We start from the raw sequence: 22,327 nt of genomic DNA, 5'->3' as shown, positions 1-22,327 counted from the left end.
GTTCGGCACCTGCCGCTGGTGCGTCGGGTGAACGGAGAATACGCTCATGACCTTTCTTGTTCGGCTGATGGCGAGTGTGGCGCTGGGCGTGGGGAAAACCTTGCCCATGGGCGACATGCTTACATCCGTTTCCGACGCGGCAAACCACCGGTTGCGCGGCCGGTCGCGATAAGCATGTAAATGTCGCTGGCAGATAAATGAGCGCCTGCGCCAGTACGCACAATCGCTCCATACAAGGCCGATGTCCGGCCGCGCGGAGAGACGTCCATGACGACGAACGACTTCCTCAACCCGGTTACCACCCAGACCTGGAGCAACGGTCGGCATATGGTGCGTTGCGTCAAAGTCATCCAGGAGACCTGGGACGTACGCAGCTTCTGCTTTATGGCCGATCAGCCGGTGTTGTATTTCTTCAAGCCAGGGCAGTTCGTGACCCTGGAGCTGGAGATCGACGGCCAGCCGGTGATGCGTTCCTACACCATTTCCAGTTCGCCATCGGTACCTTATAGCTTTTCCATCACCATCAAGCGGGTGCCGGGCGGCAAGGTTTCCAACTGGCTGCACGACAACCTGCAGGAAGGGCAGGAGCTGCCGGCGCACGGCCCGGTCGGGCTGTTCAACGCCATCGACTTTCCCGCCGAGAAGGTGCTCTACCTCAGCGGAGGGGTCGGCATTACCCCGGTGATGTCGATGGCGCGCTGGTTCTACGACACCAACGCCAATGTCGACATGGTCTTCGTGCACAGCGCGCGCTCGCCCAAGGACATCATCTACCACCGCGAGCTGGAACATATGGCCGCGCGGATCAACAACTTCAGCCTCCATGTGATCTGCGAGAAGCACGGGCTGGGTGAGGCCTGGGCCGGCTATCGCGGCTACCTCAACCAGAAGATGTTGGAGTTGATTGCTCCTGATTTCCTGGAGCGGGAAATCTTCTGCTGCGGCCCGACGCCTTATATGAACGCGATCAAACGCCTGCTCGAAAGCAATGGCTTTGATATGCAGCACTATCACGAGGAGTCCTTCGGGGCGACGCCGCCGGAGGTCCGTGCCGAGGTCAAGGAGCTGGCTGCCGAAGCCGCTGATGCCGATCCAGTGCCTGTGGCCGATCAGCATCAGGTGGCATTCACCAGTACCGGCAAGAGCATTCGCGTCGATCCGGGCGAGACCGTGCATTCGGCCGCCGCCAAGCTTGGCCTGCATATCCCCAAGGCCTGCGGCATGGGCATCTGTGGCACCTGCAAGGTGATGAAGACCGAGGGCGAGGTGGACATGGTGCACAACGGCGGGATCACCGACGAGGATGTCGCCGAGGGCTATATCCTGTCCTGCTGCAGCGTGCCCAGAGGCGATGTGGCGATCGAGTACTAACAGTCGCCCAATCAAGGGTTGACGCTCTGTCGCGACCACTGGCCGTCACTGCTTTTGCTGTAGCGCACCCGCTCACGCATGCGCTGCCAGCCTGACGGCCAGAACTCGATGCGTTCTGGCTGGATGCGGAAGGCATGCCACAGCGCGTTGCGAAGCCCAGGGTCTGTTCGAGTTGGCGCGCCTGCTGGTGCAACGCATCCTTCTTGGTCGGTGCTGGCGAACCCTGGCGGGACACCCAGGCACTCAGCTGCGCCTCCCGCGCCCGGCGTTGCCAGTAACTGTCCGAGGTGGCAGCGGACTGCAACAGCACCGTGCCCTCGACTATCACCTGCTCCTGAAGCTCCGGCCAGAAGAAGCACAGCCCTGCGCGTGGATTCTCCAGCAGTTGCTGGCCTTTGCCGCTCTGCAGGCTGGCGAAGAACAGCAGCCCGTCTTCCTCCACCGCGACGATATGCACGGTGCGCACCGATGGCCGAGCCCGGGTATCCGCGGTGGCCAGCGCCGCCGCATGCGGCTCCGCCATGCCACGCTCGGCGGCTGCGTCGATCAAGTGCTGCAACTGCAGCAGTGCCTCTTGGTAAAGCGCCTGGTTGTTTGGCATCGTCTGCGGCCCTCTGTTGGCGGCAAGTGCGTCAGCTGCCGAGCCCTTCGACTCCATCTTCGGTATCTGGCTCGAGACCCTATTGATCTGGGTCAGGCTTTTCGCCTGTTTGTCATGCCATTGGGGCATTGCCAGGGAGTCCCGCGCACGCCTCGTATCACCGGGTCGGCAAGAATGCAGGCCTGCGCCAGCGAGGCGAGGGGTGGCGAGCGCTATCGGCGCAAGCGGCTAGCGGCTAGTGACCGACGAGGTAGTCGAGGAGGCGTTGACGCGGGCCCGCTAAACCGGCCTGCTTGATACAGGGCTAGATCTCCGTGCCGGGTGCCCAGGGTTTGGGCCCGGCGCGGCGATCCTCGGTCTTTCTTCGATCCGCCTCGAAGCGGATCTCCTTGCGTCTGTCGCTATGGGTGCGGCGTTCGCTCTTGCCGCGGGTATCGATCTTGAATTGGGCCTGGGTCTTGCTCGGTGCCGGCTGTTCGCTGGCTTCCTCAAGGGGGGCGAGGCTCAGCTCTTCGAGGCTGAGGTCGGCCAGGCTGAATTCAAGTTTGTCTTTAGTGTCCATCGGCGTGCTCCCATTGCTCGATTGCGCCAAGGTTGTGCGGCTCTACCCAACAGCGTAGCCGCAGTCACCTGGTCTGGGCGCGCGGCCGGACGAGCAGCAGGGCAGGGCGACTGCCTGCGACCTCAGCCCGCCTGCATCGCCGTGCGGATATCCGCGGCCAGCTGGCGCACCCGCGCCTCGTCGGTATCCCAGGAGCACATAAAGCGTGCGCCGCCGGCCCCGATAAAGGTGTAGAAGCGCCAGCCCTGGCCGCGCAGGGTTTCCAGGGCCGTTTCTGACATCTGCAGGAACACGCCGTTGGCCTGCACCGGGAACATCAGGCTGACCCCGGGGATATCCTCGACCAGCTCGGCCAACAGGCGCGCGCAGCGGTTGGCGTGGTGGGCATACTTCAGCCAGGCGTCGCCCTGCAGGATGCCGACCCAGGGCGCGGACAGGTAGCGCATCTTCGAGGCCAGCTGACCGGCCTGTTTGCAACGGTAGTCGAAGTCCTCGGCCAGGGCCTTGTTGAAGAACAGGATGGCTTCGCCCACCGCCATGCCGTTCTTGGTGCCGCCGAAACACAGCACGTCGACCCCGGCCTTCCAGGTCAGTTCGGCCGGGCTGCAGCCGAGAAAGGCGCAGGCGTTGGAGAAGCGTGCACCATCCATATGCAGGTTGAGCCCCAGCTCGCGGCAGGTCGCGCTGATGGCGCGGACTTCCTCGGGGCGGTAGACGGTGCCGACCTCGGTGGCCTGGGTCAGGGTCACCACCCGCGGCTTGGGGTAGTGGATGTCCTGGCGCTTTAGGGCGACTTCGCGGATCGCCGCGGGGGTCAGCTTGCCGTGCTCGGTCTCGGCCAGCAGCAGCTTGGAACCGTTGGAAAAGAACTCCGGCGCGCCGCATTCGTCGGTTTCGACGTGGGCGGTGTCCGAGCAGATCACGCTGTGGTAGCTCTGGCACAGGGCGGCCAGGGCCAGGGAGTTGGCCGCGGTGCCGTTGAAGGCGAAGAACACTTCGCAGTCGGTCTCGAACAGGCGGCGGAAGTGATCGGCGGCGCGTGCCGTCCACTGATCGTCGCCGTAGGCGCGATCGTGGCCCTGGTTGGCCTCGGCCATGGCGGCCCAGGCTTCCGGGCAGATGCCGGAGTAGTTGTCGCTGGCAAACTGTTGGGCGGTATCGGGCATTGCTAGTTCCTTCTATATCGGCGCGGGGAGGGCGCGTATGGCCATACTCTAGTCGCGAGTGCAGGGGGCTTGCCGCCGCTGCTGCGACATCTTGTTAAGCCCAGGCGCTATTGGACCTGGAGACTGGACGGCGAACTCCGCCGCGTGGGCACAGTCCGCCAAATAAACGGAACTGATCGGCATGCCCGGCCTCACAGTTAGTGCTCGGCCCGTACGGGCCGATGCCATAGACCCGAACAGGAGTTCCCCATGAATTATCGTTACCTCGTTGCAGTGTTCGCCCCCCTGGCCTTCGCCTTGCCGGCCACCGCCGCAGAAGAGTGGCCCGCGGGTGCCAAGGCCGAGTTCGCCCGGGAATGCGTCGCCAGCGCCCAGACGGACCACAGCAAGGCGCAGCTGCAAGCCTATTGCGAATGCGCGGCCGACAAGGTCAGCAGCCAGTTCAGCGAGGCCGAACTGCAGGCCATGGGGCGTCAGTCGCCGCCTGATCCGGCCATGCAGCAGCGTTTGCTGCAGGCCTCCAGTAGCTGTAGCGGCAAGCTGCAGGAGTGATGGATAACGGCATGAGGGCTCCTTGAGTTAAGGTCGAACTCCTTCGGAGCCAGAACTGCCGTCATGCCGAATACCTTGGCCACTCCAGGCCGTCCGCCCCGCGATGCCGCGCTGGACCTGCTCAAGTGGCTGGCGCTGCTGAGCATGCTGATCGACCACCTGCGCCATGTCTGGCCGCAGCTGTACGTCGTCTATATTCCCGGGCGGCTGGCCTTTCCGCTGTTCTGTCTGGCCATCGCCGCCAACCTGGCGCGTCCCGTGCCCGGCGAGCGCCGGCCCATAGCGCTGCGCTATCTTGGCCTGCTGCTGGGTTTTGCCCTGCTGTCGGAGTGGCCCTATCGCCTGCTGGTGCAAACGCCGCAGTCGCTCAATGTGTTGCCGACCCTGGCCCTGGGCCTGCTGATTGCCAGTGCTGCGCAGCATCCCCATGGCCAGCGCCGCTGGTTGGGTCTGGGCGCGCTGTTGCTGGCGCTGTTCGCTCATCCCTGGCTGATGTTCGGTTTGCCCGGCGCGCTGCTGCCGGCGGCGTTTCTCTATGCCCTGCAACGTCCCAACCCCGGCTGGGTGTGGCCGCCCCTGCTGTGCCTGCTGGGCAATTACTGGCCGCCGTTCTATATCGATGCGGCCCGTGGCGACCCCTTCGCCTGGACGGTGATCGCCAGTTGCGCCCTGGCTCCGCTGTTCGGACTTTGGTTGTTGCGTCAGCCACTGGCGCTGCCTGTGCCGCCTGTACGGCGCTGGGCCTACCTGTTCTATCCGGGGCACTTCCTGGTGCTGGTGGCCATCCGCGAGTGGCTGCGTTAGCTGCCGTTGCATCGCCTCGTCGCCTGAATACGCATTGGCGCAATCCGCGAGCGTGGGAGCGTCTGCGCCAATTTCCCCCGGATTTCATCCGGCTACCGATCCGTGCCGGCTTAGGGCGGGTTGTCGCCTGTCCGCATGGCGCAAACATGCATGTCGCAAACGCAATCTCCCGTGGCGTGTATAGGCATCTGACCGATCAGGGCGAGTCATACCATCGATTGCAACTGGGGCCCGTCCCCATGACCGCCATACAGACACCGCACACGGGTGCCGCAGGAGATCCGCGATGTTCAGCAAAGACGACCAGATTAAAGGCTACGACGACGAACTGCTTAGCGCCATAAACGCCGAGGAGAGCCGTCAGGAACATCATATCGAGCTGATCGCCTCGGAAAACTACACCAGCAAGCGCGTGATGGAAGCCCAGGGCAGCGGCCTGACCAACAAGTACGCCGAAGGCTATCCGGGCAAGCGCTACTACGGTGGCTGCGAGCACGTCGACGTGGTCGAGCAGCTGGCCATCGACCGCGCCAAGCAACTGTTCGGCGCTGACTTCGCCAACGTTCAGCCGCACTCCGGTTCCTCGGCCAACAGCGCCGTCTACCTGGCGCTGATCAATGCCGGCGACACCATTCTGGGCATGAGCCTGGCCCACGGCGGCCACCTGACCCACGGTTCCAAGGTCAGCTCCTCGGGCAAACTGTACAACGCCGTGCAGTACGGTATCGACACCACCACCGGCCTGATCGACTACGACGAAGTCGAGCGTCTGGCTGTCGAGTGCCAGCCGAAGATGATCGTCGCCGGCTTCTCTGCTTATTCGAAAACCCTGGATTTCCCGCGCTTCCGCGCCATCGCCGACAAGGTCGGTGCGCTGCTGTTCGTCGACATGGCTCACGTCGCTGGCCTGGTCGCCGCCGGTCTGTACCCGAACCCGCTGCCTTACGCTGACGTGGTCACCACCACCACCCACAAGACCCTGCGCGGTCCGCGTGGCGGCCTGATCCTGGCCAAGGCCAACCCTGAAATCGAGAAGAAACTCAATGCCGCGGTGTTCCCCGGTGCCCAGGGCGGCCCGCTGATGCACGTGATCGCCGCCAAGGCCGTGTGCTTCAAGGAAGCGCTGGAGCCAGGCTTCAAGGAATACCAGGCCCAGGTAATCAAGAATGCCCAGGCCATGGCCAAGGTGTTTATCGATCGCGGTTTTGACGTGGTCTCCGGCGGCACCGATAACCACCTGTTCCTGGTCAGCCTGATCCGTCAGGGCCTGACCGGTAAAGACGCCGACGCCGCTCTCGGTCGCGCCGGTATCACCGTGAACAAGAACTCGGTACCTAACGACCCGCAGTCGCCGTTCGTCACCTCGGGCCTGCGCATCGGCACCCCGGCGATTACCTCCCGCGGCTTCCTGGAGCAGCAGAGCATCGAGCTGGCCGGCTGGATCTGCGACATCCTCGATCACCTCGGCGATGCCGACGTCGAGGCGCAGGTCGCCACCTTGGCCGCCGGTCTGTGCGCCGATTATCCGGTCTATCGTTAAGTTTCGCAGTACCCGTACGGTGGGTTCGCCGCAGGCGTAATCCACCAGAGCCAAGGCGCGTGGGGTCTCATAGCAGCGGTGGGTTACGCCGCTTCGCGGCTAACCCACCCTACGCTCTGACTCGTTTTGATCGGTGGCCAAGCAGTACCCAGATTTAGGAGCATCCCATGCAACGTTATTCCGGCTTCGGCCTGTTCAAGCACTCCTTCAGCCACCATGAGAACTGGCAGCGCATGTGGCGCAATCCCACGCCCAAGCCGGTATACGACGTGATCATCGTCGGCGGTGGCGGCCACGGCCTGGCGACCGCCTATTACCTGGCCAAGGAGTTCGGCGTGAAGAACGTCGCGGTGATCGAGAAAGGCTGGCTGGGCGGCGGTAACACCGCGCGCAACACCACCATCGTGCGTTCCAACTACCTGTGGGATGAGTCGGCGCAGCTCTACGAGCACGCCATGAAGTTGTGGGAAGGCCTGTCCCAGGACATCAACTACAACGTCATGTTCTCCCAGCGCGGCGTGTTTAACCTCGGCCACACCCTGCAGGACATGCGCGACATCGAGCGCCGGGTCAGCGCCAACCGCCTCAACGGCGTCGACGGCGAAGTACTCAACACCCAGCAGGTGGCGGATATGATTCCCTACCTGGATTGCTCGAAGAATACCCGTTATCCGATCCTCGGTGCCTCCCTGCAGCGTCGCGGCGGCGTTGCCCGTCACGATGCGGTGGCCTGGGGTTATGCCCGCGCCGCCGACGCCCTGGGCGTCGACCTGATCCAGCAGACCGAAGTGATCGGCTTCCGCAAGGAAAACGGTGTGTGCATCGGCGTGGAAACCAATAAGGGCTTTATCGGTGGCAAGCGCGTCGGTGTGGTCACCGCCGGTAACTCCGGGCACATGGCCAAGCAGGCCGGCTTCCGCTTGCCGCTCGAATCCCACCCGCTGCAGGCGCTGGTGTCCGAGCCGATCAAGCCGATCATCGACACCGTGATCATGTCCAACGCCGTGCATGGCTATATCAGCCAGTCGGACAAGGGCGACCTGGTTATCGGTGCCGGCATCGACGGCTACAACGGCTACGGCCAGCGCGGTTCCTACCCGACCATCGAGCACACCCTGCAGGCCATCGTCGAGATGTTCCCGGTGCTCTCGCGGGTCCGCATGAACCGTCAGTGGGGCGGCATCGTCGACACCTGCCCAGATGCCTGCCCGATCATCAGCAAGACCCCGGTGAAGAACCTGTTCTTCAACTGTGGTTGGGGTACCGGCGGCTTCAAGGCGACTCCGGGCTCAGGCCACGTGTTCGCTGCGAGCCTGGCCAAGGGTGAGATGCACCCGCTGGCCAAGCCGTTCTCCATGGACCGTTTCTACAACGGTGCACTGATCGACGAACACGGCGCGGCTGGGGTCGCACACTGATTTTGGCCCCCTCCGCCGACGGCGGAGGGAGGAAGGTTTTCTGGAGGTACCGATCATGTTGCATATCTTCTGCCCTCACTGCGGCGAGCTGCGCTCCGAAGAGGAATATCACGCCGGCGGCCAGGCGCACATCGCGCGCCCCCTCGATCCGAACGCCTGCACCGACGAGGAATGGGGCGATTACCTGTTCTTCCGCGACAATCCACGCGGCGTCCACCACGAGCTGTGGATCCACGCGGCGGGCTGCCGTCAGTACTTCAACGTCACCCGTCACACGGTGAGCTACGAAATCCTCGAAACCTACAAGATCGGCGAGCGGCCCAGCGTGACTGAGGCTTCGCTCGCTGCGAAGAAGGCTGTCGACCAAGGAGTAACGGCATGAGCCAGGTCAATCGTCTTTCCCAGGGTGGCCGCATCGACCGCAGCCAGCCTCTGAGCTTCAGCTTCAATGGCGAGACCTATCAGGGCTTCGCCGGCGACACCCTGGCCGCCGCATTGCTGGCCAACGGCGTCGAGGTGGTCGGCCGTAGCTTCAAGTACTCGCGTCCACGTGGCATCGTCGCCGCCGGTGCCGAAGAGCCGAACGCCGTACTGCAGATCGGTTCCACTGAAGCCGCGCAGATCCCCAACGTACGCGCCACTCAACAAGCGCTGTACGCCGGTCTGACCGCCAACAGCGTGAACGGCTGGCCGAACGTCAACACCGACCTGATGGGCATTCTCGGCAAGGTTGGCGGCGGCATGATGCCGCCCGGCTTCTACTACAAGACCTTTATGTACCCGCAGAACCTCTGGCTGACCTACGAGAAGTACATTCGTAAGGCCGCAGGTCTCGGCCGTGCGCCCAAGGAAAACGATCCGGACAGCTACGACTACCTCAACCAGCACTGCGACGTGCTGGTGGTCGGTGCCGGCCCCGCCGGCCTGGCCGCGGCCCTGGCCGCCGGCCGTAGCGGTGCGCGGGTGATCCTCGCCGACGAACAGGAAGAGTTCGGCGGCAGCCTGCTCGGTACCCGCGAGACCCTCGACGGCAAGCCAGCGTCGGATTGGGCCGCCAAGGCCATCGCCGAGCTGGAAAAAATGCCGGAAGTGACTCTGTTGCCGCGCGCCACCGTGAACGGCTACCACGACCACAACTTCCTGACCATCCACCAGCGCCTGACCGATCACCTCGGTGAAGTCGCGCCCATGGGCATGGTCCGTCAACGCATGCACCGCGTGCGTGCCAAGCGTGTAGTGCTGGCCACCGGCGCCCACGAGCGGCCGCTGGTGTACGCCAACAACGACGTGCCGGGCAATATGCTCGCCGATGCGGTGTCCACCTACGTACGCCGTTACGGCGTGGCACCGGGCAAGCAACTGGTGCTGTCGACCAACAACGATTATTCCTACCGCGTGGTGCTCGACTGGCTCGACGCCGGCCTGCCGGTGGTCGCCGTAGCCGATGCACGCACTAATCCACGCGGCAGCTGGGTCGAGGAAGCGCGCCGGCGCGGCGTACGCGTCCTCACCGGCAGTGCGGTGGTCGAAGCGCGTGGCAGCAAGCGCGTAACTGGCGCGCGGATCTGCGCCATCGATATCACCAGCCATAAAGTCACCAGCCCCGGCGAAGTGCTCGACTGCGACCTGATCGTCAGCTCCGGCGGCTACAGCCCGGTGGTGCACCTGGCGTCGCACCTCGGCGGCCGTCCGACCTGGCGCGAAGACATCCTCGCCTTCGTTCCCGGTGAAGGTTTCCAGAAGCGCCTGTGCGCTGGTGCGGTGAATGGCGTGTTCAACCTCGGCGACGCCCTCGCCGATGGCTTCGAGTCCGGCACCATGGCTGCCGCCGAGGCCGGCTTCAAGACCGTCACTGGCAGCCTGCCGAAGGTCGAGAAACGCGTCGAGGAACCGTCCATCGCGTTGTTCCAGATCCCCCACGACAAGCCCACGGCGCGTGCGCCCAAGCAGTTCGTCGACCTGCAGAACGACGTCACCGCGGCCGGTATCGAACTGGCCACCCGCGAGGGCTTCGAGTCGGTCGAGCACGTCAAGCGCTACACCGCGCTGGGCTTCGGCACCGACCAGGGCAAGCTGGGCAATATCAACGGTCTGGCCATCGCCGCCCGTTCGATGAACATCAGCATCGCGCAGATGGGCACCACCATGTTCCGCCCGAACTACACCCCGGTGACCTTCGGCGCACTCGCCGGCCGTCATTGCGGCGAGTTGTTCGAGGCCAAGCGCTACACCGCGATGCAAAAGTGGCACCTGCAGAACGGTGCCGAGTTCGAGGACGTCGGCCAGTGGAAGCGTCCCTGGTACTTCCCCAAGCAGGGCGAAGACCTGCACGCCGCGGTGGCCCGTGAGTGCCTGGCCGTGCGCAACGCGGTGGGCATCCTCGATGCCTCGACCCTGGGCAAGATCGACATCCAGGGCCCGGATGCGCGCGAGTTCCTCAACCGCGTGTACACCAACGCCTGGACCAAGCTGGACGTGGGCAAGGCCCGCTACGGCCTGATGTGCAAGGAAGATGGCATGGTCTTCGACGACGGTGTAACCGCCTGTCTGGCCGACAACCACTTCCTCATGACCACCACCACCGGCGGTGCCGCACGGGTGATGGAGTGGCTGGAGATCTACCACCAGACCGAATGGCCGGAGCTCAAGGTGTACTTCACCTCGGTCACCGACCACTGGGCGACCATGACCCTGTCCGGCCCCAACAGCCGCAAGCTGCTGAGCGAAGTCACCGACATCGACCTGGACAAGGACGCTTTCCCGTTCATGACCTGGCAGGAAGGCAAGGTCGGCGGCGTACCGGCGCGGGTGTTCCGCATCTCCTTCACCGGCGAGCTGAGCTATGAGGTCAACATCCAGGCCGATTACGCCCTGGCCGTGTGGGAAAAGATCATCGAGGCAGGCAAGAAACACGGCCTGACCCCCTATGGCACCGAGACCATGCACGTGTTGCGGGCCGAGAAGGGTTTCATCATCGTCGGCCAGGACACCGATGGCTCGGTCACCCCGGACGACCTGGGCATGGGCTGGTGCGTCGGTCGCACCAAGCCATTCTCCTGGATCGGCTGGCGCGGCATGAACCGCGAGGACTGCGTGCGCGAGAACCGCAAGCAGCTTGTGGGCCTTAAACCGGTCGATCCGGACAAGGTGCTGCCCGAAGGCGCGCAACTGGTATTCGATCCCAAGCAGTCCATCCCGATGACCATGGTCGGCCACGTCACCTCCAGCTACATGAGCGCGGCGATGAACTATTCCTTCGCCATGGCCCTGGTCAAGGGCGGTCTCAAGCGTATCGGCGAGCGCGTGTTCGCGCCGCTGGTGGATGGCAGCGTGATCGAAGCCGAAATCGTCAGCCCCGTGTTCTTTGACCCGAAAGGGGATCGCCAGAATGTCTAACGTCAATGTCTACAAGCAACGCCCCGACACTGGCCGCGCCGAGTCGCCGCTGTTCCACGCGGGCCTCGACGAGATGGCCCGCAAGGGCAAGAGCAGCGCCGGGGTGACCCTGCGCGAGAAGAAGCTGCAGGGTCACCTGACCCTGCGCGGCGACGCCGACGACGCCGATTTTGCCGGCGGCGTGCACAAGGCCCTCGGCCTGGAGCTGCCGGTGGCCCTGACCCTGGTGGCCAAGGGCGAGACCTCGCTGCAGTGGATGGGCCCGGACGAGTGGCTGCTGATCGTGCCGAGTGGCGAGGAGTTCGCCACCGAGCAGAAGCTGCGCGAAGCCCTGGCTGGCCAGCACATCTCGGTGGTCAACGTCAGCGGTGGTCAGACCATTCTTGAACTGAGCGGTGCCAAGGTGCGCGAAGTGCTGATGAAGTCGACCCCCTACGACGTGCATCCGAGCAACTTCCCGGTGGGCAAGGCGGTCGGTACCGCGTTCGCCAAGTCGCAACTGGTGATCCGCCATACCGGCGAGGAAACCTGGGAGCTGCTGGTGCGCCGCAGCTTCTCCGACTACATCTGGCTGTGGCTGCAGGATGCTTGCGCCGAGTTTGGGTTGGCGATCAAGGCCTGACGACAAACACCCTGTGGAAGGGGCTTTAGCCGCGAACTACTGTCGCGACTAAAGCCCGTCCCACGAGCGCCACAAGGCGCAGACTACCGAGGCCATGACCATGAGCCACACCCCCGATACCTGGATTCTCACCGCCCATTGCCCGAGCGTGCTCGGCACCGTGGATGCGGTGACGCGCTTTCTCTTCGAGCAGCGCTGCTACGTCACCGAACACCATTCGTTCGATGATCGTCTGTCCGCGCGCTTCTTTATCCGCGTGGAGTTCCGCCAGCCGGATGGTTTCGACGAGGCCGAGTTCCGTGCAGGTGTACAGGAGCGTCTGGCACCCTTCGACATGCAGGTCGAGCTGACCCCACCGGGCTACCGGGCCAAGGTGGTGCTGATGGTGTCGAAGGCCGACCACTGTCTTAACGACCTGCTGTATCGCCAGCGTATTGGCCAGTTGCCGATGGACGTGGTCGCGGTGATTTCCAATCACCCGGACCTGGAACCGCTGGCGCGTTGGCACGAGATTCCCTACTACCACTTTGCCCTCGACCCCAACGACAAGCCGGCGCAGGAGCGCAAGGTGTTGCAGGTGATCGAAGAAACCGGTGCGGAACTGGTGGTGCTTGCCCGCTATATGCAGGTGCTCTCACCCGAGCTGTGCCGCAAGCTCGATGGCTGGGCGATCAATATCCACCACTCGCTGCTGCCCGGATTCAAGGGGGCCAAGCCCTACCACCAGGCCTATCAGAAGGGCGTCAAGCTGGTCGGTGCCACCGCCCACTACATCAACAACGACCTCGACGAAGGCCCGATCATCGCCCAGGGCGTGGAGTCGGTGGATCACGCTCACTACCCCGAGGACCTGATCGCCAAGGGCCGCGACATCGAATGCCAGACCCTGGCCAAAGCTATCGCTTACCACCTCGAACGGCGGGTGTTCCTCAACGCCAACCGTACCGTGGTGCTGCACGCATAACCCGTAGGGTGCGCGGGGCCGCCTAGGCCGTGCGCACCAATGGTGAAACGCACTTCTGGTGCGCCCAGCGCATGTAATCCGGATGCAGGTTCGGTGCGAACAGCGACCACTATCTGGCCGCAGCGTCATTCGCACCAAGGGTCGGCCGTTAGGATAAGGCGGGCGCAGGTTCACATTTTGCTACACGAATTTTCCCCGGATTGCATCCGGGCTACGGGTGGATCACCGACTGCCAATCTCTCGGCCCCACCAGCAACAGACACATAACGCTCCACTGCAAGGCCGCGTGGCCGTTGGCCGCGCCTTTGTATCCACAACAACAACGGAGAACATCCAATGTCCGGTAATCGTGGCGTCGTCTATCTCGGCGCAGGCAAGGTCGAAGTACAGAAAATCGACTATCCGAAAATGCAGGACCCGCGCGGTCGCAAGATCGAACACGGGGTGATTCTGCGCGTGGTATCCACCAATATCTGCGGCTCCGACCAGCACATGGTGCGTGGCCGGACCACGGCGCAAACCGGCCTGGTGCTGGGTCACGAGATCACCGGTGAGGTGATCGAGAAGGGCAGCGACGTCGAGAATCTGCAGATCGGCGATCTGGTTTCGGTGCCGTTCAACGTCGCCTGCGGTCGCTGCCGCAGCTGCAAGGAACAACACACCGGCGTCTGCCTGTCTGTCAACCCGGCCCGCCCCGGCGGTGCCTACGGTTACGTCGACATGGGCGACTGGACCGGCGGCCAGGCCGAATACGCCATGGTGCCGTACGCCGACTTCAACCTGCTGAAACTGCCGGACCGCGACAGGGCGATGGAGAAGATCCGCGACCTGACCTGCCTCTCCGACATCCTGCCGACCGGCTACCACGGTGCGGTCACCGCCGGCGTCGGCCCGGGCAGCACCGTGTATATCGCCGGTGCCGGCCCAGTCGGTCTGGCCGCTGCCGCCTCCGCGCGTCTGCTCGGCGCGGCGGTGGTGATCGTCGGCGACGTCAACCCGGTGCGTCTGGTGCATGCCAAGGCTCAGGGCTTCGAAATCGCCGATCTGTCCCTGGATATTCCGCTGCACGAACAGATCGCCGCCCTGCTTGGTGAGCCGGAAGTCGATTGCGCCATCGACGCGGTGGGCTTCGAAGCCCGCGGTCATGGCCATGCCGGGGTGCAGCATGAGGCTCCGGCCACCGTGCTCAACTCGCTGATGGGCGTGGTCCGGGTCGCCGGCAAGATCGGTATCCCCGGTCTGTACGTTACCGATGATCCAGGTGCGGTCGATGCCGCGGCGAAGAAGGGTGCGCTGAGCATCCGCTTCGGCCTGGGCTGGGCCAAGTCGCACAGCTTCCACACCGGCCAGACTCCGGTGATGAAGTACAACCGTGCGCTGATGCAGGCGATCATGTGGGACCGCATCAACATCGCCGAAGTGGTGGGCGTGCAGGTCATCAGCCTGGACGATGCGCCGCGCGGTTACGGCGAGTTCGATGCCGGCGTGCCGAAGAAATTCGTTATCGACCCGCACAAGATGTTCAGCGCAGCCTGATCGGCGGCGGTTAAACCATCGCGGCTAAAGCCCCTCCCGCAGGACCCACTGTCCATGTGGGAGGGGCTGGGCGGCATTCAGCTTTAGCCGCGAGCTATTTCAGCCTTCCGCACGAATCTGCGCGATCCGCGCATCCTTCTCTTCCCACAAGCGCGTGACCCAGTTCTGCACGCACTGGCGAAACGCCGCGTCGTTCTGATAATCGCCCTGCCACAGCGCCGGGTCGAGTTCGCGAGTCTGGATATCCACTATGACCTTGTCCACCTGGCCGCTGATCAGCTGCCAGAAGCCCGGGATGCGGCCGTGCGGGTAAACCAGGGTGACATCCAGCACCTTGTCCAGTTCTTCGCCCAGGGTGGCGAGGACAAAGGCCACGCCGCCGGCCTTGGGCTTGAGCAGGTGGCGGTAGGGCGAGCCTTGGGCGGAGTGCTTGGCCGGGGTGAAACGGGTGCCTTCCAGGTAGTTGACCACGGTTACCGGCAGGTCCTTGAACTTGGCACAGGCACGCTTGGTGATCTCCAGGTCCTGGCCCTTGAGTTCGGGATGTCTGGCCAGAAAAGCCTTGGAATAGCGGCGCATAAAGGGGTAATCCAGGGCCCAGAAGGCAAGGCCGAGCAGGGGTACCCAGAGCAGCTGCTGCTTGAGGAAGAACTTGAAATAGGGCGTCTTGCGGTTGAACGCCTGGATCAGGGCGGGAATGTCCACCCAGCTCTGGTGGTTGCTGATCACCAGATAGGAGGTGCTCTGGCGCAGCTCGGCGTTGCCGCGGATATCCCAGCGGGTCGGCAGCAGCGTGGCGAAGATCAGCTTGTTCAGCTCGGCCCAGCTTTCCGCCACCCACATCACCCCGCGCGAGCTGGCGGTCTTCAGCGCCTTGCCGGGCAGCACGAACTTGCCCAGGGCGATCAGCAGCAAGGGGCCGATCAGCAGCAGGGTATTGAGCAGCAACAGCAGGGTAACGCTGGCGGCGGTCAGCAGGCGGCGCATGGCAATTCCTTGTGGGGCGCAGAGGGGGCGATGATAAGCAGTCGCGCCATGGCTTCCAAGCCGCCCCTGCGGCTGATGTCTTATTGCCACTAATCGCCCGCTGCATGTCAATGGCCCAGCTTGATCGTCTACGCTGTCTTGGCGCGTTGGTGTTTCCTTCTTCGGGGGCGATCCATGTTGAAGTGCATCGCTGTGGCCGACCTCTGCGTTGGTATGTATATCCATGAGTTCTGTGGCGCATGGATGGATCATCCCTTCTGGAAATCCAGGTTTCTCCTCAAATCGGAAAAAGACCTGCAGCGGATCCGCGCCAGCAGCATTGGCGAGCTGTGGATCGATGTCAGCAAGGGGCTCGACGTCGCCGAGGGTACCCCCAGTGTCAGCCCCGAAGATGTCGCGGCTGCAGCCGAAGCCAGTCTGCTGGCGGCGGTGCAGAGCCGGCCCGTTAGCCAGGGCGTGGCGATGGAGGATGAGCTGCAGCGCGCGGTCAAGCTGTGCGCCAATGCCAAGGCGGCGGTGGTCAGCATGTTTGGCGATGCGCGCATGGGCCAGGCGCTGCAGTTCGAGCAGGCGGGTGAGCTGGTCGAGGAGATCTCCGATTCGGTGCTGCGCCATCCCAATGCCTTGATCAGCCTGGCGCGGCTGAAAAATGCCGATGAGTACACCTACATGCATTCGGTGGCCGTCTGCGCGCTGATGATTGCCCTGGCGCGCCAACTGGGCCTCAACGAAGCCCTGGTGCGCGAGGCCGGGCTGGCCGGTTTGCTGCATGACATCGGCAAGATGGTCATACCCGATGCCGTGCTGAACAAGCCGGGCAAGCTGACCGACAGCGAATTCGCCACGGTGCGTGATCACCCCGTGGCGGGCTCGCAGATGCTGCTGGAGAGCAAACAGCTCAGTGCGCTGGTGCTGGATGTCTGTCTGCATCACCACGAGAAGATGGATGGCAGCGGCTACCCGCATCGCCTGGCCGGCGAGCAGATCAGCCTGTATGCGCGTATGGGGACGGTGTGCGACGTGTATGACGCGATCACCTCCAACCGGCCCTACAAGGCCGGCTGGGACCCGGCCGAATCGATCCGCAAGATGGCCGAGTGGAAAGGCCATTTCGATCCCGAGGTGTTCCAGGCCTTTGTCAAAACCGTGGGCATTTACCCGGTGGGTTCGCTGGTGCGCCTGGCAAGCGGGCGCATTGGCGTGGTCATGGAGCAGCAGGCCAGGTCCTTGCTCGCGCCCAAGGTCAAGGTGTTTTTCTCGGCCAAGTCGAAGATCCCGATTCCTCAGGAAACCCTCGATCTGGCCAGGCTGGTCGGACGCGACAGGATCGTCGCGCGCGAATCCGCCGCCGACTGGGGCTTTCAGCATATCAACGAGCTCTGGAGCGGGTTGTAGGCGGGGGCGCGCAAGGCTGGGTGGCGACGCTAAGGCCAACGCCAATGGCCCGGGCGCAACCACGCCGACCTGCGCCTTGTTGGGCTGCGCGCCGCTCAGTCAGGTTACGCCCCCCGAACGCAGGGCAACTATGCTCAAGGCAACTGCCTGTTAGTTGACGTTTGCTGCGGGCGCGTTTCTTGCTTGATCTGCTGCTTTAGCGCACCCGCCTAGAAGGTGCGTTACACAGGCTGAGGTAGTTATGACTGGAGTACTCAAACCGGGGGTGCGGCTGCTGGAGCGGTTCAGCTTCGCGCGCAAGTTTCAGCTGGTGTTCGTTCTGTTTGCCCTGCCGTTGGGGTTCTCGCTGTGGGTGATCAGCAGCAATTATCTGGAGCGCCTGCGCGCCATCGACCACGAGCGGCAGGGCATGCAGGCATTGCAGGCCATGGCGGACGTGCAGCGGGCACTGATCGAACAGCGCACCTTGCTGGCACGCTGGAAGGGTACCGATAGCCAGGCTCAGGCGCTGATGCAGCAGCGCGCCGGCAGCCTCGACCAGGCGTTGCAGGCGCTGGCCGCGCCGCTGCAGGACGAGTTGGTCAGCGAGCAGGCCAGGCAGCATTTTCAGGGACTGGAAGCCGGGCGGGGCGCATTGAGCGTCGACGCCCTGGGCAAACTGGCCCTGCCCGATGCCCTGGAACGTTACCAAAAGACCCTGCTGGGTCTGCTGGCGTTGCGCGAGCAGGTGGCCACCGACAGCGGCCTGATTCTCGATCCACAGCTCGACACCTACCTGATGATGGAGCAGCTGACCTATACCTTGCCGCGTCTGCTCGAACAACTGGGCAGCTTTGCCAGTCAGGGCCATGGCGCGGTGGTGTCGCAGCATTTCACCCTGCAGAGCCGGGTGCTGATTCGTGATCTGCGGCGCAATCTCGACGAGTCGCGCAGCCAGCTGCTCAAGGCCCAGGCCACCCTGAGCCTGGAAGCCCCCGAGGCCATGCGCCAGTTGCAGGAGCCCTACAGCGAGGCCCTGCAAGGCTATGAAAGCTTTCTTGCCGGGATCGACCGCGACATGTTCGAGGCCAGCCCCATGGCCCTGACCCCGGAGCAGTTCGTGCAACGCATCGAGTTGCTGCAGGGCCAGCTCAACGCCCTGCAGCAGGCGTTGTATCGGCAGTTCGACGCGAGCCTGGGGGATTACCGCGGCATGGCGCTGACCCTGATGGCCGAGGCGATCGGTGTTTTCAGCCTGCTGACCCTGCTGGCGCTCTATGTGCTGTTCTGTCTCAATGCCTCGATCCGCCGCAGCACCGCCGGCATCATCCTGGCCGCCGAAGGCCTGCGTGACGGCGACTTGCGGGTGCGCATGCAGGTGCACGGTGCGGATGATCTGGCCAGTATCGCCCAGGCCCTGAATGCCGCCGTCAGCCAGTTGCGCGACTCCATGCAGGGGGTCAACCAGCAGAGCCAGCAACTCGGCAATACGGTTGGCATGCTCAATGGCGAGGCGCAGAACGCCCTGCAGTCGGTCGAGCAGCAGCAGGCGCAGATGAGTCAGATCGCCGCCGCCGCCACGCAAATGGCGGCCACCGCGCAAAGCGTCGCGCAAAGCTGCGAGCAGGCCGCGGTGGAAGCCGGGCAAACCCGCGAAATCGCCAACCAGAGCAACCAGCGCAGCGCCCGTACCAGTGACAGCATGCGTCAGCTCAGTCGCCGCCTGGGCGACAGCGCTGCCACCCTGCAGCAACTGCGCGAGCAGACCGAGCAGATCACCCGGGTGGTGGATGTGATCAAGGGGATTGCCGAGCAGACCAACCTGCTGGCACTCAACGCCGCCATCGAGGCGGCTCGTGCCGGCGAGCAGGGGCGTGGTTTTGCCGTGGTCGCCGACGAGGTGCGCAGCCTGTCCCAGCGCACGCAGAACTCCACGGCGGAAATCGCCGAGACGGTGGCCAACCTGCACCGGGTGGTCGGCCAGTCCGTGACCCTGATGGAGGAGGCGGTACAGCAGGCCGAGGGCGATGTCGGCAGCGTGCTGGCCATGGGCGAAGATTTGGGGGCCATAGTCGAATCGGTGCAACTGGTCAGCGACCGCCTGGCGCAGATCGCCACCGCCGCCGAGCAGCAGGCGGCCACCGCCGATGAAGTCAGCGGCAATATCCAGCAGGTCGATCAGGCCGCCAGCGCCCTGCTCGACGGGGCCCAGGCGGTCAGTGCCGCCGCCGAACAGTTGCGCCTGGGCAGCCAGGCCCTGGAGCAGAATACCGCGCGCTTCAAGCTGGATTAGCCGTCCCGTTGCTATCTGTAGGGTGGGTTAGGCGCATGTCTGGATTCTGCAAGATTGCGCGGATATGGATGCGCCGTAACCCACCGGGCGGTCGGCAGGGCTAGCGGGGTGGTGGGTTACGCGGCGCTCGGCCTGCGTGGATGTTCTCGGGTTCAATGCTTAGCGCCGCTAACCCAGCCTACGGATCTGCGCCCAGCCTTGACGCTGGCCGCGGCCTGCCGCAGGCTCCTCGCCGAGTTGCCCACGAGCAGGACGCCCATGCCGCATATTCTGATTGTCGAAGACGAAGCCGCCATCGCCGACACCCTGATCTTCGCCCTGCACAGCGAAGGCTTTACCAGCACCTGGCTGACCCTCGGGCAGGAGGCCCTGGCCCTGCAGGCGCACAGCCCGGCCGATCTGCTGATTCTTGACGTCGGCCTGCCGGATATCAGCGGTTTCGAGCTGTGCAAGCGCTTGCGGCGCGTCTCCGAGGTGCCGGTGATCTTCCTCACCGCCCGCAGCGAGGAAATCGACCGCGTGGTGGGCCTGGAAATCGGTGCCGACGATTATGTGGTCAAACCCTTCAGTCCGCGCGAGGTGGCGGCGCGGGTCAAGGCCATCCTCAAGCGCATGGCCCCGCGTGAGCCGCTGGTCGCAAACCCGGTCGGCGGGCCGTTCCGGCTCGATAGCGAACGGGTGCAGATCCACTACCACGACCAGTTGCTGGGCCTGACCCGGCATGAGTTCCGTCTGCTGCAACAGCTGCTGGCCCAGCCCGAGCGGGTGTTTTCCCGCGAGCAGTTGCTCGACGGCCTGGGCGTGGCCGCCGATGTCGGCTACGAGCGCACCATCGACAGCCATATCAAGAGCCTGCGCGCCAAGCTGCGTCAGGTGGCGGCCAGCGCCGAGCCGATCCAGACGCATCGCGGCCTGGGTTACAGCTACTCGCCGAGGCACGCCTGATGCCCTTGGGGATGCGCATCTTTCTGGTGTATTTCCTGTTTGTCGGTCTGGCCGGCTGGTTCGTGCTGAGCACGGTGATGGACGAGATCCGTCCCGGGGTGCGCCAGAGCACCGAGGAAACCCTGGTCGACACCGCCAACCTGCTGGCGGAGATTCTGCGCGATGAGGTCAGGAGCGCTCGTCTGCAACAGGGCCGCCTGCCTGAACTGCTCAAGGCCTATGGTCAGCGTCAGCCGCGGGCGCAGATCTGGGGCCTGGAGAAAAACCGGGTCAACCACCGTATCTACGTCACCGACGCCCAGGGTATCGTCCTGCTCGACTCCACGGGGGCGGCGGTGGGCCAGGACTACTCGCGCTGGAACGACGTGTACCTGACCCTGCGCGGCGAATACGGCGCGCGCTCGACCAAGGAAGACCCGAACGATGAGAACTCTTCGGTGATGTACGTGGCCGCGCCGATCATGGACGGCGCGCGGATTATCGGCGTGGTCTCGGTGGCCAAGCCCAACAGCAGCCTGCAGCCCTATATCGAGCGTTCCGAGCAGCGCCTGGCCTGGCTCGGCGGCGGCCTGATCGTGCTCGGTCTGCTGATCGGTGCGCTGCTGTCCTGGTGGCTCAGCGCCGCCCTGCGCAAGCTGACCCGTTATGCCCAGGCGGTCAGCGCCGGGGCGCGCGCCGAGCTGCCGAGCTTGCGCGGCGGCGAGCTGGGGCAACTGGCCGAGGCGGTCGAACGCATGCGCACCGAGCTGGAAGGCAAGGCCTACGTCGAGCGCTATGTGCACACCCTGACCCACGAGCTGAAAAGCCCGCTGGCGGCGATTCGCGGCGCGGCGGAACTGCTCGACGGCGAGATGCCCGGCGCACAGCGTCAGCGCTTCGTGGCCAATATCGAGCAGGAAAGCGCGCGCATGCAGCAGCTGATCGAGCGCCTGCTGCACCTGGCCCAGGTCGAGCAGCGCCAGGGGCTGGAAGAGCAGGTGGCGGTGCCGCTGCAGGCGCTGGTCGATTCCCTGCTGCAGGCGCAGATGGCGCGTATCGAGGCGGCGGGCCTGCAGATTGAAAACCACATTGGCCCTGAGTTGAGCGCGCGCGGCGAGGCCTTTCTGCTGCGTCAGGCCCTGGCCAACCTGCTCGATAACGCTCTGGATTTCACCCCGCTCGGCGGGCTGATCCGCTTTAGTGGCGAAGCCCGCGACGGGCAGATCGAACTGCTGCTGTTCAACCAGGCCGAGCCGATTCCCGACTACGCCCTGGCGCGCCTGTGCGAGCGCTTCTACTCCCTGCCGCGGCCCGGCAGCGGGCGTAAAAGCACCGGTCTTGGCTTGAACTTCGTCGCGGAAGTGATGCAGTTGCACGGCGGCGCATTGCAGGTTGCCAACACTGCCGGCGGCGTGCAGGTGCGCCTGGTGCTGCCCCAGGCCTAAAGCGGGGCGGCGGCGCTAAAGGGCAGGCGGCCTGGCAATAAACGCCTGCTTTTCAAATCGATCAAAACCGGCGGCCTGATAGAACTGCCAGGTGGCCGGGTCTTTGCTGCTGGTACTCAACATCACCTTGTAGCAACCCTGGGACCAGGCGAAGGCCAGGGTATGGGCCAGCAGTGCCTGGCCATAGCCGCGTTGGCGGTGTTCAGCATGGGTGACCACATTTTCAATCAGGCCATAGGGTCGGCAGCCATGGGTAAGGTTTGCCACCAGGCTGATGCAGCAGCTGGCGCGCAGCGCCGCGTCCTGATACAGGCCAAAGTAGCGATAGCCCGGATTGTCCATGATCGACTGCCATACGGCTTCAACCTGGCTGCGGGGCGGCAGTGCTTCATCCGTTGGGTGCAGGTGTCGATAAAGGTTCAGCAATGCATCCAGCTCGTCTGGCGCGATACAGCGTATTTCCATGGTGGACGTCCTTGTATGGGGAGACCAGGTGCTACGGCCTCACCGACTGGGGGCGCAAACGGCTGAACCGAGAGGCGTTGCGGCGATATATACAGCAGCGTGCCGACCCGGTCGAGTAGGGGAGACGGGGCAGGAGCGCGGGCAACTATGCGCGGGCAGGGCGCAATAGAGGTTATACGCGCCGGGTCATTCCCAGGGGCGGCGACCACACGGAGTCCATCTGGGGTTTGACGCTGCCATGTCTAGCTATGCTTAACGGAACAGGGATGCTTATACGTCAAGGCGGCCTGGACGCACGACTATCTGC

At 64.2% G+C, this 22,327-nt stretch carries 19 protein-coding genes and 1 pseudogene; 14 read left to right on the top strand and 6 right to left on the bottom strand.

What is annotated here, in order from left to right; translation table 11 throughout:
• The first annotated feature begins 267 nt into the window (after window positions 1-267).
• Entirely contained in the window at window positions 268-1,371 is a 1,104-nt protein-coding gene (gene gbcB, locus AACY13_RS16880; RefSeq protein WP_339462743.1) for a glycine-betaine demethylase subunit GbcB, read from the top strand.
• Window positions 1,372-1,382: 11 nt separating this feature from the next.
• On the opposite strand, the gene AACY13_RS22730 is transcribed toward gbcB, so the two are convergent.
• The 4 genes and pseudogenes from AACY13_RS22730 to AACY13_RS16865 all read right to left on the bottom strand — a co-directional run bounded on the left by AACY13_RS22730 (window position 1,383) and on the right by AACY13_RS16865 (window position 3,700).
• On the bottom strand, window positions 1,383-1,451 hold the full coding sequence (locus tag AACY13_RS22730) for a hypothetical protein (RefSeq protein ID WP_445262590.1): 69 nt from the start codon (window positions 1,449-1,451) through the stop codon (window positions 1,383-1,385).
• A gap of 95 nt (window positions 1,452-1,546) precedes the next feature.
• Window positions 1,547-1,972, bottom strand: a pseudogene (locus tag AACY13_RS22725) (pyridoxine/pyridoxamine 5'-phosphate oxidase); the annotation flags it as partial.
• Between the two features lie 304 nt (window positions 1,973-2,276).
• Window positions 2,277-2,534 carry a hypothetical protein gene (locus tag AACY13_RS16870; RefSeq protein ID WP_339462741.1) on the bottom strand — a complete coding sequence of 86 codons (258 nt, stop codon included), beginning with the start codon at window positions 2,532-2,534 and terminating at the stop codon, window positions 2,277-2,279.
• Window positions 2,535-2,656: 122 nt separating this feature from the next.
• On the bottom strand, window positions 2,657-3,700 hold the full coding sequence (locus AACY13_RS16865; protein WP_339462740.1) for a threonine aldolase family protein: 1,044 nt from the start codon (window positions 3,698-3,700) through the stop codon (window positions 2,657-2,659).
• A 249-nt stretch (window positions 3,701-3,949) separates the two neighbouring features.
• Between AACY13_RS16865 and AACY13_RS16860 the strand changes: the two genes are divergently transcribed.
• The 9 genes from AACY13_RS16860 (at window position 3,950) to fdhA (ending at window position 14,532) form a co-directional block, all read left to right on the top strand.
• Window positions 3,950-4,252 carry a hypothetical protein gene (locus tag AACY13_RS16860; protein WP_339462739.1) on the top strand — a complete coding sequence of 101 codons (303 nt, stop codon included), beginning with the start codon at window positions 3,950-3,952 and terminating at the stop codon, window positions 4,250-4,252.
• Between the two features lie 63 nt (window positions 4,253-4,315).
• The gene (locus AACY13_RS16855) at window positions 4,316-5,056 is read left to right on the top strand and encodes a TraX family protein (protein ID WP_339462738.1); all 741 of its coding nucleotides are present in this window, start codon (window positions 4,316-4,318) and stop codon (window positions 5,054-5,056) included.
• Window positions 5,057-5,342: 286 nt separating this feature from the next.
• A complete protein-coding gene (gene glyA, locus AACY13_RS16850) occupies window positions 5,343-6,596 on the top strand; it encodes a serine hydroxymethyltransferase (RefSeq protein ID WP_339462737.1) in 1,254 nt (417 codons plus the stop codon).
• Window positions 6,597-6,763: 167 nt separating this feature from the next.
• On the top strand, window positions 6,764-8,014 hold the full coding sequence (locus AACY13_RS16845) for a sarcosine oxidase subunit beta family protein (protein WP_339462736.1): 1,251 nt from the start codon (window positions 6,764-6,766) through the stop codon (window positions 8,012-8,014).
• Between the two features lie 55 nt (window positions 8,015-8,069).
• The gene (locus AACY13_RS16840) at window positions 8,070-8,396 is read left to right on the top strand and encodes a sarcosine oxidase subunit delta (protein WP_339462735.1); all 327 of its coding nucleotides are present in this window, start codon (window positions 8,070-8,072) and stop codon (window positions 8,394-8,396) included.
• Window positions 8,393-11,410, top strand: a complete 3,018-nt coding sequence (locus AACY13_RS16835) for a sarcosine oxidase subunit alpha (protein ID WP_339462734.1) — start codon at window positions 8,393-8,395, stop codon at window positions 11,408-11,410. The genes AACY13_RS16840 and AACY13_RS16835 overlap by 4 nt, the downstream gene beginning before the upstream one ends.
• Window positions 11,403-12,032 carry a sarcosine oxidase subunit gamma gene (locus AACY13_RS16830; protein ID WP_339462733.1) on the top strand — a complete coding sequence of 210 codons (630 nt, stop codon included), beginning with the start codon at window positions 11,403-11,405 and terminating at the stop codon, window positions 12,030-12,032. The genes AACY13_RS16835 and AACY13_RS16830 overlap by 8 nt, the downstream gene beginning before the upstream one ends.
• A gap of 100 nt (window positions 12,033-12,132) precedes the next feature.
• Window positions 12,133-12,996, top strand: coding sequence for a formyltetrahydrofolate deformylase (purU, locus tag AACY13_RS16825; RefSeq protein ID WP_339462732.1), 864 nt, complete (start codon window positions 12,133-12,135; stop codon window positions 12,994-12,996).
• Between the two features lie 336 nt (window positions 12,997-13,332).
• Window positions 13,333-14,532, top strand: a complete 1,200-nt coding sequence (gene fdhA, locus AACY13_RS16820) for a formaldehyde dehydrogenase, glutathione-independent (RefSeq protein WP_339462731.1) — start codon at window positions 13,333-13,335, stop codon at window positions 14,530-14,532.
• Window positions 14,533-14,631: 99 nt separating this feature from the next.
• On the opposite strand, the gene AACY13_RS16815 is transcribed toward fdhA, so the two are convergent.
• Window positions 14,632-15,519 carry an acyltransferase gene (locus AACY13_RS16815; protein ID WP_339462730.1) on the bottom strand — a complete coding sequence of 296 codons (888 nt, stop codon included), beginning with the start codon at window positions 15,517-15,519 and terminating at the stop codon, window positions 14,632-14,634.
• Window positions 15,520-15,693: 174 nt separating this feature from the next.
• Here AACY13_RS16815 and AACY13_RS16810 point away from each other — a divergent pair, with 174 nt between their 5' ends.
• The 4 genes from AACY13_RS16810 to creC all read left to right on the top strand — a co-directional run bounded on the left by AACY13_RS16810 (window position 15,694) and on the right by creC (window position 21,555).
• Window positions 15,694-16,914: an HD-GYP domain-containing protein gene (locus tag AACY13_RS16810; RefSeq protein ID WP_339462729.1), complete on the top strand. Its 1,221-nt coding sequence runs from the start codon at window positions 15,694-15,696 to the stop codon at window positions 16,912-16,914.
• A 241-nt stretch (window positions 16,915-17,155) separates the two neighbouring features.
• Window positions 17,156-19,186, top strand: a complete 2,031-nt coding sequence (locus AACY13_RS16805; protein ID WP_339462728.1) for a methyl-accepting chemotaxis protein — start codon at window positions 17,156-17,158, stop codon at window positions 19,184-19,186.
• A gap of 258 nt (window positions 19,187-19,444) precedes the next feature.
• Window positions 19,445-20,131, top strand: a complete 687-nt coding sequence (gene creB / locus AACY13_RS16800) for a two-component system response regulator CreB (protein WP_339462727.1) — start codon at window positions 19,445-19,447, stop codon at window positions 20,129-20,131.
• Window positions 20,131-21,555, top strand: a complete 1,425-nt coding sequence (gene creC / locus AACY13_RS16795) for a two-component system sensor histidine kinase CreC (RefSeq protein WP_339462726.1) — start codon at window positions 20,131-20,133, stop codon at window positions 21,553-21,555. Before creB ends, creC begins: the two co-directional genes overlap by 1 nt.
• 15 nt (window positions 21,556-21,570) lie before the next feature.
• On the opposite strand, the gene AACY13_RS16790 is transcribed toward creC, so the two are convergent.
• Window positions 21,571-22,020 carry a GNAT family N-acetyltransferase gene (locus tag AACY13_RS16790; RefSeq protein ID WP_339462725.1) on the bottom strand — a complete coding sequence of 150 codons (450 nt, stop codon included), beginning with the start codon at window positions 22,018-22,020 and terminating at the stop codon, window positions 21,571-21,573.
• Window positions 22,021-22,327 lie beyond the last annotated feature (307 nt).

The organism is Pseudomonas sp. EA_105y_Pfl2_R69, assembly GCF_963970915.1.
GTDB lineage: Bacteria > Pseudomonadota > Gammaproteobacteria > Pseudomonadales > Pseudomonadaceae > Aquipseudomonas.
This window is presented reverse-complemented; position numbering and strand designations above follow the sequence as displayed.

Bases quoted from the DNA above. Each gene is read 5' to 3' on its own strand.
- gbcB (WP_339462743.1), top strand. From the start codon at position 268: ATGACGACGAACGACTTCCTCAACCCGGTTACCACCCAGACCTGGAGC.
- AACY13_RS16870 (WP_339462741.1), bottom strand. From the start codon at position 2,534: ATGGACACTAAAGACAAACTTGAATTCAGCCTGGCCGACCTCAGCCTC.
- AACY13_RS16865 (WP_339462740.1), bottom strand. From the start codon at position 3,700: ATGCCCGATACCGCCCAACAGTTTGCCAGCGACAACTACTCCGGCATC.
- AACY13_RS16860 (WP_339462739.1), top strand. From the start codon at position 3,950: ATGAATTATCGTTACCTCGTTGCAGTGTTCGCCCCCCTGGCCTTCGCC.
- AACY13_RS16855 (WP_339462738.1), top strand. From the start codon at position 4,316: ATGCCGAATACCTTGGCCACTCCAGGCCGTCCGCCCCGCGATGCCGCG.
- glyA (WP_339462737.1), top strand. From the start codon at position 5,343: ATGTTCAGCAAAGACGACCAGATTAAAGGCTACGACGACGAACTGCTT.
- AACY13_RS16845 (WP_339462736.1), top strand. From the start codon at position 6,764: ATGCAACGTTATTCCGGCTTCGGCCTGTTCAAGCACTCCTTCAGCCAC.
- AACY13_RS16840 (WP_339462735.1), top strand. From the start codon at position 8,070: ATGTTGCATATCTTCTGCCCTCACTGCGGCGAGCTGCGCTCCGAAGAG.
- AACY13_RS16835 (WP_339462734.1), top strand. From the start codon at position 8,393: ATGAGCCAGGTCAATCGTCTTTCCCAGGGTGGCCGCATCGACCGCAGC.
- AACY13_RS16830 (WP_339462733.1), top strand. From the start codon at position 11,403: ATGTCTAACGTCAATGTCTACAAGCAACGCCCCGACACTGGCCGCGCC.
- purU (WP_339462732.1), top strand. From the start codon at position 12,133: ATGAGCCACACCCCCGATACCTGGATTCTCACCGCCCATTGCCCGAGC.
- fdhA (WP_339462731.1), top strand. From the start codon at position 13,333: ATGTCCGGTAATCGTGGCGTCGTCTATCTCGGCGCAGGCAAGGTCGAA.
- AACY13_RS16815 (WP_339462730.1), bottom strand. From the start codon at position 15,519: ATGCGCCGCCTGCTGACCGCCGCCAGCGTTACCCTGCTGTTGCTGCTC.
- AACY13_RS16810 (WP_339462729.1), top strand. From the start codon at position 15,694: ATGTTGAAGTGCATCGCTGTGGCCGACCTCTGCGTTGGTATGTATATC.
- AACY13_RS16805 (WP_339462728.1), top strand. From the start codon at position 17,156: ATGACTGGAGTACTCAAACCGGGGGTGCGGCTGCTGGAGCGGTTCAGC.
- creB (WP_339462727.1), top strand. From the start codon at position 19,445: ATGCCGCATATTCTGATTGTCGAAGACGAAGCCGCCATCGCCGACACC.
- creC (WP_339462726.1), top strand. From the start codon at position 20,131: ATGCCCTTGGGGATGCGCATCTTTCTGGTGTATTTCCTGTTTGTCGGT.
- AACY13_RS16790 (WP_339462725.1), bottom strand. From the start codon at position 22,020: ATGGAAATACGCTGTATCGCGCCAGACGAGCTGGATGCATTGCTGAAC.